Annotated in this window: 9 protein-coding genes; 7 read left to right on the top strand and 2 right to left on the bottom strand. The window is 70.7% G+C overall.

The window, feature by feature from the left end:
• Positions 1 to 5 precede the first annotated feature (5 nt).
• Genes BBK82_RS41625 through BBK82_RS41600 form a run of 6 tightly spaced genes read left to right on the top strand, consistent with a single transcriptional unit; the run spans position 6 to position 6,665 of the window.
• On the top strand, positions 6 to 902 hold the full coding sequence (locus tag BBK82_RS41625; RefSeq protein ID WP_065921786.1) for a 4-hydroxybenzoate octaprenyltransferase: 897 nt from the start codon (positions 6 to 8) through the stop codon (positions 900 to 902).
• Positions 899 to 1,729, top strand: a complete 831-nt coding sequence (locus BBK82_RS41620; protein ID WP_065919832.1) for an arylamine N-acetyltransferase family protein — start codon at positions 899 to 901, stop codon at positions 1,727 to 1,729. The genes BBK82_RS41625 and BBK82_RS41620 overlap by 4 nt, the downstream gene beginning before the upstream one ends.
• Positions 1,726 to 3,765 carry an aminodeoxychorismate synthase component I gene (pabB, locus tag BBK82_RS41615; protein WP_065919831.1) on the top strand — a complete coding sequence of 680 codons (2,040 nt, stop codon included), beginning with the start codon at positions 1,726 to 1,728 and terminating at the stop codon, positions 3,763 to 3,765. Before BBK82_RS41620 ends, pabB begins: the two co-directional genes overlap by 4 nt.
• Positions 3,762 to 4,604 (top strand): aminotransferase class IV, encoded by an 843-nt coding sequence (locus BBK82_RS41610; RefSeq protein WP_154697817.1) that lies wholly within the window; start codon positions 3,762 to 3,764, stop codon positions 4,602 to 4,604. The genes pabB and BBK82_RS41610 overlap by 4 nt, the downstream gene beginning before the upstream one ends.
• On the top strand, positions 4,594 to 5,499 hold the full coding sequence (locus tag BBK82_RS41605; protein WP_065919829.1) for an AurF N-oxygenase family protein: 906 nt from the start codon (positions 4,594 to 4,596) through the stop codon (positions 5,497 to 5,499). The genes BBK82_RS41610 and BBK82_RS41605 overlap by 11 nt, the downstream gene beginning before the upstream one ends.
• Entirely contained in the window at positions 5,496 to 6,665 is a 1,170-nt protein-coding gene (locus BBK82_RS41600; RefSeq protein WP_065919828.1) for a 3-deoxy-7-phosphoheptulonate synthase, read from the top strand. Before BBK82_RS41605 ends, BBK82_RS41600 begins: the two co-directional genes overlap by 4 nt.
• A 40-nt stretch (positions 6,666 to 6,705) precedes the next feature.
• On the opposite strand, the gene BBK82_RS41595 is transcribed toward BBK82_RS41600, so the two are convergent.
• Both BBK82_RS41595 and BBK82_RS41590 read right to left on the bottom strand, forming a co-directional pair.
• Positions 6,706 to 8,361, bottom strand: coding sequence for a carbamoyltransferase N-terminal domain-containing protein (locus BBK82_RS41595; protein WP_065919827.1), 1,656 nt, complete (start codon positions 8,359 to 8,361; stop codon positions 6,706 to 6,708).
• 39 nt (positions 8,362 to 8,400) lie between these two features.
• Entirely contained in the window at positions 8,401 to 9,636 is a 1,236-nt protein-coding gene (locus BBK82_RS41590; RefSeq protein WP_065919826.1) for a cytochrome P450 family protein, read from the bottom strand.
• Between the two features lie 188 nt (positions 9,637 to 9,824).
• On the opposite strand from BBK82_RS41590, the gene car reads away from it, so the two are divergent.
• Positions 9,825 to 13,091, top strand: coding sequence for a carboxylic acid reductase (gene car, locus BBK82_RS41585; protein ID WP_065919825.1), 3,267 nt, complete (start codon positions 9,825 to 9,827; stop codon positions 13,089 to 13,091).
• Positions 13,092 to 13,095 lie beyond the last annotated feature (4 nt).

Below are 13,095 nucleotides of genomic sequence, written 5' to 3'. Positions count from 1 at the left end.
ACCTGATGCTGCACAAGATATCCGCGGGCGTGGTCACGAAGAGCCCCGACCCGGTCCGCTCGTACCTGCTGCTGATGCGCCTGGACAGGCCGACGGGGTACGTCCTGTACCTGTTGCCGGGACTCTGGGCCGTCGTCTTCGCCTCCGGCAAACAGCCGGACCTGCTGTCGGTGGCGGCGATCGCCGTCGCCGCGGTGCTGATCCGCGGCTTCGCCTGCGCGAGCAACGACGTCACGGACAAGGAGATCGACGCCCGCGTCGCCCGCACCGTGTCGCGCCCGGTCGCGGCGGGAACGGTCAGCGTCCGCAACGCGGTCCTGTGGGCGGCCGCACAGGCCCTGGCCGCGCTGCTGGTCCTCGCACTGGCGAACGTCGAGACGGTGCTGGTCGCCCTGGCCACCTACCCGTTGATCGTCGCCTACCCCTTCATGAAGCGCTTCTTCGTCTGGCCCTCGGCGTTCCTCGGGCTGGTGATGAGCACGTACGTGTTCGTCGGCTGGACGGCCGCGACCGGGAACGCCGACTACCCGCCCGCGGTCTACGGCCTGTACGCCGCGGGGACCTTCTGGACCCTGATCCACGACGCGATCTACTCCCACCAGGACAAGGAGTACGACCGCAAGATCGGCGTCAAGTCGTCCGCGCTGCTGTTCGGCGGCGCCACCAAGCTGTGGCTGTCGGTCTTCCTCGTGCTGAGCGTCGCCGGCGTGCTGTGGGCCGGGTCCCTGACGCCGATCGGGTGGGCGTTCCACGTGGTCGTCGTGGTCGCCGGGATCTACCTGGGCCACCTGCTGTTCCGGGTGGACCTGGACGACCCGAAGGCGTGCTGGGACGCGTTCGTCGCCAACACCTACTACGGCTGGATCGTCCTCGCGGCCGTGATCGCCGGGCAGTTCACATGAGCGGTTCGATGTGGCGAGGAGACGGCGTCGACCTCGACGCGTACCTGAGGCGTGTGGGCGTCCGGGGTGATGTGGCGCCGGACCTGTCCACGTTGCGGCGCCTGCACACCGCCCACGTCGGCGCGATCGCGTTCGACAACCTCGACGCGCTGCTCGGGCGCACCGAGGTGCCGATCGACCTGGACAGCGTCCAGGACAAGATCGTGCGGCAGGGCCGCGGCGGCTGGTGCCTGGAACAGGTCGTGCTGACGGCGGCCGTGCTGGACCGCATCGGGTTCACGTTCACGGCGTTCGCCGGCCGGACGCGGATCCGCACCGGCGACAAGTTCGGCCCGGCGCTGCACGTGGCGTTGCTGGTGGAGCTGGACGGCGAGCGCTGGTTGCACGACGTGAGCTTCGGTGCCCACGGTCTGCACGAGCCGATCCGGTTCGCGGAGAACGCGCGGCTGGACGGCGACTGGTCGTTCGACCTCGTGCGTGAGCCGAGCGGTGAGCACGTGCTGCGGTTGCTGCGGCCGGACGGACCGGTGGAGCTCTACGGCTTCACCACGGACGTGCGCTACCCGTCGGACTTCGAGCTGCTCAACCACTTCTGCCTCACGCACCCGCGCTCACCGTTCAACAAGCGGATGGTCCTGCAGCGCACCCGGCCCGAGGTCAGGCACCTCCTCGTCGGCACCGCGCTGACCGAGCTCAGGCCGGGCGAGCCGCCGGTGGTCCGCGAGCTCGACGAGACGGAGGCGCTGTCCGCCCCCGAGGAGGTCTTCGGGATCACCCTGGAGCCGGGCGACGTCCAGACCCTCAGGAAAACCTTGGCCGGGCCATGATGCGCACACTGCTGGTGGACAACTACGACTCGTACACCTTCAACCTGTTCCAGCTGATCGCCGAGATCAACGGCCGGGAACCGGTGGTGGTGGTCAACGACGACCCGGCGCTGCTCGACCTGCGGCTGGAGGAGTTCGACAACGTCGTCGTCTCGCCCGGTCCCGGCCGGCCGCAGAACTCCCGCGACATCGGTCACGTCGGGGAGCTGCTGCGCCGCACCACGGTGCCGGTGCTCGGGGTCTGCCTCGGCCACCAGATCATCGGGCACCTGGCCGGCGGGACCGTGTCCGCCGCGCCCGAACCGCGGCACGGGCACCTGGCCAAGGTCTCCCACGACGGCGACCCGTTGTTCGCCGGGGTGCCGCGCGAGTTCGTCGCGGTGCGCTACCACTCGCTCAGCGTGCAGGAGCCGCTGCCGGCCGAGCTGGTGCCGATCGCGTGGGCGGACGACGGTGTGCTGATGGCGTTGCGGCACCGGGACCGGCCGCAGTGGGGAGTGCAGTTCCACCCCGAGTCGGTCGCGTCCGGGTACGGCAGGGAGATCCTGCGCAACTTCGCCGACCTCACCCGCCAGGTGAACGGGTCCGGGTCCGGTTCCGCGGAGCTGGGGCTGGTCAGCGCCGTCGTCCACAGCGCGGACGCCGAAGCCGCCTTCCTGGAGCTGTTCGACGGCAGCCCCGACTGCTTCTGGCTCGACAGCAGCCGGGTCGAGGAGGGGCTGTCCCGGTTCTCGTTCCTGGGCGACACGTCCGGGCCGCTCAGCGAGGTCGTGACCTACCGCACCGGCAGCGGGGTGGTCCAGGTGCGCGACGACGCCGGGGTGCGCGAGGTCCCCGGCACCGTGTTCGAGTTCCTGGAACAGCGGCTGCGCGAGCGGCGGATCCCCGGCACGACCCTGCCGTTCGACCTGACCGGCGGGTACGTCGGCTACTTCGGGTACGAGCTCAAGGCCGAGTGCGGTGCCGCGGCCCGGCACAGCGCCGAGACCCCGGACGCCGCCTGGGTGTTCGCCGACCGGATCGTCGCGGTCGACCACCAGGAGGGGCTGACCTACGTGGTCGCCGTGCACGACGAGGCGACCAGGCGTGCCGCCGAGCAGTGGGTGGACCGCACGGCGACCGTCCTCAGTGGACTCCGTGCTGCCGGCGAGCCGGCCGGCGACCCCTGCGCACCTCCGGACGCCGAGGAGTTCCTGGTCCGCGACCGGGAGCAGTACCTGGCGGACATCGCGGAGTGCCAGCGGCAGCTGCGGCTGGGCGAGAGCTACGAGATCTGCCTGACGAACAAGCTGCACCTGCCGTTCCACGACGACGACACGGCGTTCTACCTGAGGCTGCGCCGGTCGAACCCGGCGCCGTACGCCGCGTTGCTGCGCCTGGGTGACGTCACGGTGTTCTGCTCGTCACCGGAACGCTTCCTGCGCATCGAGCGGGACCGCACGGTCACCAGCAAGCCGATCAAGGGCACCGCCCCGCGCGACGCCGATCCCGTGCGCGACGCCGAGATCGCCGCCACGCTCGCCTCCAGCGCCAAGACGCAGGCCGAGAACCTGATGATCGTCGACCTGCTGCGCAACGACCTGGGCCGGGTGTGCGAGGTGGGCAGCATCGACGTCGACCCGTACCTGGCCGTGGAGAGCTACCAGACCGTGCACCAGCTGGTCTCCACCGTGCACGGCAAGCTCAAGGACGGGGTCAGCGCGATGGACTGCGTCCGGCAGTGCTTCCCCGGCGGGTCGATGACCGGGGCGCCGAAGCTGCGCACGATGGAGATCATCGACGGCCTGGAGACCGAGGCCAGGGGCGTGTACTCCGGCACCCTCGGCTACTTCGGCCTCTCCGGCGGCACCGACCTGAACATCGTGATCCGCACCGCGGTCCGCGTCGGTGACCGGTTGTCCATCGGGGCGGGCGGGGCGATCGTGCTCGACTCCGACGCCCAGGAGGAGTACGAGGAGATGCTGCTCAAGGCGGCGGCGTCCCTGCGGGCCTGGCGGGCGCCGGTCGTGTCGGACGCGGGTGGCGCGCAACGATGAACGGGACTCGACGGTGGTGGGACGACGGCTGGTCGCCGTCCGACGCGTCCGGGACGGTGCGGGTCATCGACTCCTGGCTCGTGGACGAGGGCCGGGTGCGCGGTTTTCCCCTGCACGCCCAGCGGTTCACCGACGCCTGCTCCCGGTTCGCCGAGGACCGCAGCGGGTTCGCCGATACCGGCGGCCGGTTCACCGAGGCCCGCAGCGGGTTCTCCGCGCCGGCGGCCGACGGGTTCCTCAGCGCGGTCGCCGAGTCGTTGCCCGCGCAGGGCCGGTGGTTCCCCCGCGTCGAGCTCGTGGAGACGGGTTCCGTTCTGAGACTGCGTTTCTGGCTGCGCCCGGCACCCCCGCGCACCAGCACCGTCCGGCTGTGGACCGCCGGCACCGACCGCCGCACCCTGCCCGCTGTCAAAGGCGCCGACCTGGACCACCTGAACGCCCTGCGCGCCGCCGCTGTGGCCGCGGGAGCCGACGAGGCGTTGTTGCTGTCGCCGGAAGGACACGTGCTCGAAGGATCCACGACGAGCATCGTCTGGTGGCGCGGCGACACCCTGTGCGGTCCGCCGCCCGGCCCCGGCCTGCTCCCCGGGATCACCCGTGCCCTTCTCGGGGAGCTGGCCGGGCAGCCGCTCGTCGCCGAGCCCGCCACCCCGGCGGAGCTCGCGGACGTTCCGGTGTGGACGGTCAACGCCCTGCACGGCGTCCGGCCCGTCACCGCGGGGCTGGGCCGGTTCCGCGAGGCGGACCTGGCGCGGGCCGAGCACTGGCAGTCGCGCCTGGAGGCACTCGCCTCGTTCCCCGTGCCGACCACGTCGAGGAGGTTCACCGATGTCCGTTGAGCTCGAGCGCGACCTGCTGGTCCAGCTGACCCGCCGCTGGGGCAAGCGGGTGGCCGTCAAGAAGGACGAGCTGGACTTGGACGGGCACTTCGACGCCGCGTTGCCGGACTTCCCCGAGCACCTCGTGCCGGTGCTGGCGCTGCCGGGCGCCGAGAAGCTCGACCGGGACGCGCGCGGGCGGATCCTGTCCGCCGCGTGGATCGCCTACAACGCCAAGACCGCGGCGATCGAGGACGAGATCATCCTGCCGGCCTGCCGGTTGATGCTGCAGGACCACATCCCGGTCCGCCGCGACGACGTCGCCGTCGACGCGCTGCACCAGACGATCATCGACGAGCACTACCACATCCTGATGTGCCACAACGCCGTCGGCGTCACCCGGCGGCGCAGGGACATGGCGGACGTGCGGTTCGCACCGGGCGTCTGGTCGGTGGTGCAGGGGCGGGAGGCGGCGCGATCCGGGCTGTCCGGGTTCGACCGCGACATCGTCGACATCGCGTTCTCGCTGGCCGCGGAGACGACGATCAGCGGGTTCCTCTCGACGTTGTCGACGGCCCAGGACATCCAGCCGATGAACCGGATCACCACCGACCTGCACCGGCGCGACGAGAGCGGGCACGCCGTGGTGTTCCGCGAGCTGTGCGGCTCGCTCTACCGCAGCCTCGACGGCGCGCAGCAGGCGATGTTCCGCGAGGCACTGGTCAGCGGGCTGACCGCGTTCCGCTCCGCCGACCTGGAGCCGTGGGTGGCCGTCGCCGCCCAGGGCGGTTTCGAGGTGGGCGTCGACCAGCTGCGCGAGTGGGCGGCGGCGCGGCCGGTGCCCAAGCGGGACACCGGACCGCTGCAGCTGCTGCTCGACGACCTGGGCATCAGCCACGACCTCGTCCAGACATGAGCGGCGCCGTCGGCACCGTCCCCGACTGGCGGACGCTCGTCGCCCACCAGCAGCCGGAGTGGCCCGACCGGGCCAGGCTCGGCGAGGTGGTGGGCGAGCTGGCGCGCTGTTCCCCGGTGGTCACGTCCTGGGAGTGCGACGCGCTCACCTCGCGCCTCGCCAAGGTCGCAGAAGGCCGGGCGTTCCTGCTGCAGGGCGGCGACTGCGCGGAACGCCTCGACAACGTCTCGTCACGCGCGATCCGCAGCAAGCTGCGTCTGCTGCAACAGATGTCGGTCATCCTCGCGGCCGGCTCAGGACTCCCGGTGACCACCGTGGGCCGCATCGCCGGCCAGTACGCCAAACCCAGGTCGTCGCCGACCGAGACCGTCGACGGGCTCACCCTGCCCGTGTACCGGGGTGACGCGGTGAACGGCACCGGCTTCACCCGGACCGAACGGCTGCCCGATCCTGTCCGGCTGCGTCGCGTGTACGACGCCTCCAAGTACACGCTGGACGTTCTGCGCACGAGCGGCGCCGAGGTGTTCACGAGCCACGAGGGCTTGTTGCTCGACTACGAGGAGGCGCTGACCCGCCCCGACCGGCGCTCCGGCAGGCGTTATGCGGGCAGCGGCCACCTGCTGTGGATCGGCGACCGCACCAGGCAGCTCGACGGCGCCCACGTCGCCTACTTCGCGACCATCGACAACCCGATCGCGGTGAAGCTCGGCCCGGCCACCACACCGGAGCACGCGCTGGCCTTGATCGACCGCCTCGACCCCGACCGGCGGCCGGGCAGGCTGACGTTCGTCGTGCGCATGGGAGCCCAGCGCGTCCGGGACCTGCTGCCGGAGCTCGTGGAGAAGGTCACCGCCTCCGGTGCGCCGGTGACCTGGGTGAGCGATCCCATGCACGGCAACACCTTCACCGCACCCAGCGGGCACAAGACCCGGCGTTTCGGCGATGTCCTCGCCGAGGTCGCCGGGTTCGTCGAGGTGCACAGGGCGCTCGGCACCCACCCCGGCGGCCTGCACGTCGAGCTGACCGGTGAGGACGTGACCGAATGCGTCGGCGGCGCGGTGGGTCTCGACGACCTGCACCGCAGCTACGAGTCGGCGTGCGATCCGCGCCTCAACGCCGACCAGGCGCTCGAACTGGCCGTCCTCGTCGCCGAGATGCTGCGCTGAACGGGCGCGAGTCGCCTCGCGCCCGTTCAGGCCGACCAGCTCACGCCGGGTTCGTGTAGAGCGTTCCCTCCGACCAGATGTACTTGGTCCCGCCCCACTTCGCCGCGGACTCGACGTCCGGGAAGAAGCCCCGGCCCTCCAGGTTCGCGCTCGTGTTGCACAGCACGGGAATCCCGCTGATCTCGGTGTACGCGGTCAGGATGCGCACGGTCGCGGTGTCCTGAGTGGACTTGATGGTCTGCAGCCTGGCCGTGCCGTCCAGGTGCACGATCGCCGGCACGCGCTCGGCCCAGCCGGGCCGCATCCGGTGCTCGAAGATCATGTACGGGTCGGGTGTGCCGGGGTCGAACACCTCAGCAGCGCGTTCCTCCAGGCAGATGGGCGCGACAGGGCGGTAGGAGGCCCGGTTCTTGATGTCGTTGAGCCGGTCCTTCATCCGGGTGCTGGTCGCGGGCGCGATGATGCTGCGGTTGCCCAGCGCGCGCGGGCCCAGCTCCGCCCGGCCGGACAGCACGACCACCGGTTCGTCCTCGGCGTGCAGGAGAGCGGCCAGCTGCCGTTCGTCACAGGGCTGGGCGCGCCACCCGTCCGGCAGGGTGCCGGTGGTGATCTTCGGTCCGCGGTAGACGTCCCACTCCAGCTCGGTGTGGCCGGTGCGGAACATCTCGCAGGCCGCGGTGCCGATCGCGGCTCCCGCGTCGTTGGGGAAGGGCGGGATGAAGACCTCGCGGAACACCCCGCTGGCCCTGATCGCGCTGTTCCACTTGATGTTGAGCGCGCAGCCGCCGCCCATCACCAGGTTGTGGCCGCCCTCGGGGAACCGGCTGAGCACGGCCGCGGTGAGCCGGTCGAGCAGGTTGTGGCCGAGGTAGGCCTGGTAGGTGGCGATGAGGTCGGCGTTGGACAGGCCGGGCAGCAGCTCGTCGCGGTTCGCGACGACCTTGTCGCCCAGCACGCCCACCTTGTCGACGGTGATGTCGTGGAGCTCGGCCATGAGGTTGTCGAACACCGTGAAAGCCCCGGTCTCGACCCGGCCCTTCGCCGCGTACGCCATCGCCTTGCCCGCCACGGAGAGGTGGTGGCGGATGGCCGGGTCAGACGACATGTCCTCGTACGGCCGCAGGTACGGCTCGAACCGCGCGCAGAAGGCCGCGAAGCTGCCGCCGAAGACCGGCATGAGGGACTCGACGAGGGTCACCTCGCGGGTCCGCGCCCGCACCAGGTAGAGGCGCGGCGTGATCAGGCCGTCCCAGACCAGGACGAACGCGTCCTCGCCCCTGGCGGCGAACGGGCTGGAGCAGTAGGTGCCGATGAGGTGGTTGGCGACGTGGGTGTAGCTGGCGTAGTCGCCGAGACCGTGGCCGCTGAAGGTGTGGCGCTGCAGCGGACCACCGTCGCCGGGCTGCTCGTGGTACGGCGCGACGCGGAGCTGGACCGGCCGGCCGCCGTCCTGCACGGCGACGGCGATCTCGCCCGCGTCGTTCGTCGTGTACCAGCCGTCGACCACGAACCGGTCGATGTCGGCGGGGGAGAGGCCTTCGGCGGCGAGGATCTCGGTGACGCGTTCCAGGTCGCCGAGGGAGCTGTAGCGTTCGCCGTTCTGCAGCTTCTCGATTTCGTAGCTGAAGAGCAGGCGACCGTCCTCGATGACGGCGACGCCACCGTCGTGTGATGCCTTGATTCCGCATATGCGCATTGGTCAGCCGCACCTTTTCCGGAAATGTGGAGAAATCGTCTAACGGTGGTTGAGCCGTACCGGCAGCGAGTCGAGCCCGCGAATGATCGTGCTGTTGCGCCACCGCAGTTCATCGGGATCGGCGGCGAGTCTCATGTCGGGGAACGCGTCGAGCAGGGCGTTGAACGCCATCTGCACCTCCACCCGCGCGAGCGGCGCGCCCAGGCAGTGGTGGATGCCGTGCCCGAAGGCCAGGTGACCGGCGGCGGGGCGGCGCACGTCCAGCGCGTGCGGCTCGGCGAAGCGCTGCGGGTCGCGGTTGGCCGAGGCGATCGCGAGCAGCACGAAGTCGCCGGCCGGGATCTCGACGTCGCCGACGGTCAGCGACTCGCGCGCGCACCGGAACGTGGCGTGCTTGAGCGGGCTGTCGAGCCGCAGGACCTCCTCGACCGCGCCGGGCAGCAGGCTGCGGTCCTGGCGCAGCGCGTCCCACTGGTCGCGGTTGCGCATCAGGTGCAGCGTGCCGTTGCCCAGGGCGTTGAGGGTCGTCTCGAAGCCGGCGATGAACAGCAGGTAGGCCGTCGAGATCAGCTCGGTCGTGGTCAGCCGGTCGTCGACGTCGTGCGCCGCGACCAGTGCGGTGAGCATGTCGTCGGTGGTGGCGTGGCGTTTGCGTTCGACCAGCTCACTCAGGTACTCGGCCACCGCGGCCGCGGCTGCCGTGGCCTCCTCGGGGGAGCTGCCGGAGACGAGCGCCTTGGACCAGTCCTTGAACCGCTCCTGCTCCTCGACCGGAACGCCCAGCAGCAGGCAGATCACCCGGATCGGCAGCGGGAACGCGAAGGCGTCCAGCAGGTCCACGCTGTCGTGGGCCTTCAGGGCGTCGACGAGCCCGTCGGTCACCTTCTGGATCTCCGGCCGCAGCGCTGCGATGGCGCGGCCGGTGAAGGCCTTGCTCACGAGCTTGCGCAACCTGGTGTGGTCCGGCGGGTCGGTGTGCATCATGTGGCTGGCGATGACCGAGGAGAACCCGCCGCGCTTGGTGCGGTCCGGCTCCTTCTGCGCGAAGAGTCCGTCGATCCGGTTCAGGTCGGTGCTCAGCCGCGGGTCCGCGAGTGCGGAACGCACGGCGTCGTAGCCGGTGATCAGCCAGACCGGCAACCCGCCGATCAGGGGCACCCCCGGCGGCATCCGCACCCGGTGCGCCGAGCCTTCGGTGCCCAGCTTCGCGTACACCGAGTACGGGTCCTGCACGAACGCGTCGTCGAGTTCCAGCGGGGCGGAATCGTGGTCCATCGGCACGTCCTCGAAACGAAGGCTGTCCTCGTGGAATCCCTATCAAGGACCACCGGCCGCCGCAATGATGCTTATCAAAAAGCCTAACTGCGCCGGGAGGCGCGTGACTGCCCGGCCGGCTGCTGCTAGTGTCGCGATTCGGGTGCCGTTTTCCTTTCTCGGAGCTGACATTGCGACTTGCGCAAGTGATGGCGGACGTCTTCGAGCGATTCGGGGAACGGCCCGCCTGCGGCGAACGTGCGAGGGAGCTCGTGCGGGACCCCGGCACCGGACGTGTCTCGGCCCGCCTGCTGCCGCGCTTCGAGACGACCACCTACCGGGAGCTGTGGAGCCGCATCCGCGCGGTGGCGAGCGAGTGGCACCACCACCCGCAGAGCCCTCTTGTCGCGGGCGACCGGGTGGCCTTGCTCGGTTTCGCGAGCCGTGACTACGCGACGCTGTCGCTGGCGTGCGGCTACCTGGGTGTCGTCAACGTGCCGCTGCAGACCAGCGGCTCAGCCGAGCACCTGGCGGCCATCGTCGCGGAGACCGAGCCGGTCCTCGTGGCCACGAGCGTCGAGCGCCTGGACGTGGCGGTGGAACTGGCCCTGCGCACGCCTTCGGTGCGGCGGCTGGTGGTGTTCGACCACCTCTGCGCGGTCGACGACCAGGCGGACCGGTTCACCGCTGCCCGCAGGAGCCTGGCGCAGACCGGCAGGGACGTCGTCGCGCTGTCCGAGGTCCTCGACCGCGGCGCTGCCCTGCCCGAAGCACCCCCGTACGTCCCCGGCGACGACGAAGACCCGCTCACCATGCTCGTCTACACCTCGGGCAGCACCGGAACGCCGAAGGGCGCGATCTACCCCGAAACGCTGGCGCGCGTGACGTGGGAGGACCGCGCGAAACGCACCCCCGACGGCGGTCTGGTCACCGTCCACTACACACCGCTGAGCCACTTCGCCGGCCACTTCACGCTGACGAACACGTTGGCACGCGGCGGTACCAGCTGCTTCACCGCCAGCAGCGACCTCTCGACGTTCCTCGAGGACGTCACCCTCGTGCGGCCCACCGAGCTGTCGTTGGTGCCGCGCGTGTGCGAGATGCTCCACCAGCGCTACCAGAGCGAGCTGGACGGCGGCGACCCGGCCGAGGTCCTCACCCGGATGCGCCAGGACGTCCTCGGCGGCCGCGTCTCCTTCGCCACCTGCGGATCCGCGCCGCTCTCGGCCACGCTGAGAGAGTTCATCGAGTCGCTGCTCGGCATCCCGCTGTACGACATGTACGGCTCCACGGAGGTCCCGGGCATCGCCGTCAACGGCACCCTGATGAACCCGCCCGTGCTCGACTACAAAGTGGTCGACGTGCCCGAGCTCGGCTACTTCGGCACCGACTCCCCGCACCCGCGCGGCGAGCTGCGCATCAAGGCGAACGGCATCCCCGGCTACTACAAGCACCCCGAGCTGACCGCCGACCTCTTCGACGAGGACGGCTTCTACAAGACCGGTGACATCGTCGCCGAGCTCGCCCCCCGCCGCATCGCCGTCGTCGACCGCCTCAAGAGCGTCTTGAAGCTGTCCCAGGGCGAGTTCGTGGCCGTCGCCCGCCTGGAGTCCATCTTCGCCGCCAGCCCGTTGGTGCGGCAGATCTTCGTCTACGGCAACAGCGAACGCTCCTACCTGCTCGCCGTCGTCGTCCCCACCCCGGACGCCCTGCACCGCCACGACCTCGAAGAACTGCTGCTCGACTCGTTCCGGCAGATCGCGAGGTCCGCCGGCCTGAACTCGTACGAGGTCCCCCGCGGCCTGCTCGTCGAACCAGAACCCTTCAGCCAGGCCAACGGCCTGCTGTCCGACCAGCGCAAGCTGTTGTCCCCCAAGCTGGTCGAACGCTACGGCCCCCGCCTGGAACAGCTCTACGCCGACATGGCCGCCCGCGAGTCCCAGGAGCTCCTCGACCTCCGCCGCACCGCCGCCGACCGCCCGGTGCTCGACACCCTGCACCGAGCCGCCCGAGCCCTGCTCGCCACCTCGACCGCCGACGTGAGCCCCACCGCCCACTTCCGCGACCTCGGCGGCGACTCCCTCTCCGCGGTGTCCCTCTCGAACCTGCTGCACGACACCTTCGGCATCCGCGTCCCGGTCGACGTCATCATCAGCCCGGCGACCGACCTCCGGCGCCTGGCGGAGCTCGTCGAGACCAAGCTCCGCACCAGCGCCACCCGCCCCACCTACGCCTCGGTGCACGGCTCGGACGCCTTCGTGCACGCTGATGACCTGGTCCTGGACCGCTTCCTCGCCCCGGACGTCCTGGCCGGCGCCCGCGACCTCCCGCTCCCCGGCTCAGCGCCCCGCCACGTCCTGCTCACCGGCGCCAGCGGCTTCCTGGGCCGCTTCCTGACCCGCGAGTGGCTCCACCGCCTGCAGCCGACCGGCAAGCTGACCGTCCTGGTCCGCGGTTCCGACCCCGACGCGGCCCGCCAACGCCTGACCGACGCCCAGGACTACCAGCACCTCGAGGTCCTGGCCGGCGACCTCGCCGAACCCCGCCTGGGCCTGGACGAGCCGACCTGGTCCCGCCTCACCGACGAGGTGGACCTGATCGTCCACGCCGGCGCCCTGGTCAACCACGTCCTGCCCTACCAGCACCTCTTCGACGCCAACGTCCTCGGCACCGCCGAGATCATCCGCCTGGCCCTGACCCGCCGCCTCAAACCGGTCACGTTCATCTCCAGCGTGGCGGTCTCCCGCTCCCGCCAGGGCCAGCCCCTGGACGAGGACACCGACGTGCGCTCGGCGTTGCCGACCCAACCGGTCGACGACGGCTACGCGGGCGGCTACACCACCAGCAAGTGGGCGGGCGAAGTCCTCCTGCGCGAGGCCCACGACCTGTGCGCCCTCCCGGTCACCGTCTTCCGCTCCACCATGATCCTCGCCGACAGCCAAACCGGCAGTGTGAACGCACAGGACATGTTCAGCCGCCTCATGTTCACCCTCCTCGCCACCGGCATCGCCCCGCGGTCGTTCTACCAAGGCGAAGGCGCCCACTACGACGGCCTGCCCGTCGACTTCACCGCAACCGCGATCGTCACCCTGGGCCCGAGCACCTCCGGCCACCGCACCTTCAGCCTGACCAACCCGCACGACGACGGCATCTCCCTCGACACGTTCGTCGACTGGCTGATCGCCGACGGCCATCCCATCGAACGCATCCCGGACCACCGCGACTGGCTCGTCCGCGTCGAAGCAGGCCTGCGCGCCCTGCCGGAATTGCAGCGACAGCACTCGATCCTGCCGCTGCTGCACGGTTTCCAAGCCCCGAAACCCGCGGTCCGCGGCTCGGACGTCCCGGCTGTGCGGTTCCGCGAGGCCGTGCAACAGGCGGGCATCGGACCGGACGGTGACATCCCGCACCTGACCCGTTCCCTGATCCGCAAGTACTCGTCGCACAACGGGGACATTCCGCGCACGGCCCGCTGACATC

It is taken from the genome of Lentzea guizhouensis (assembly GCF_001701025.1).
Lineage (GTDB): Bacteria > Actinomycetota > Actinomycetes > Mycobacteriales > Pseudonocardiaceae > Lentzea > Lentzea guizhouensis.
This window is presented reverse-complemented; position numbering and strand designations above follow the sequence as displayed.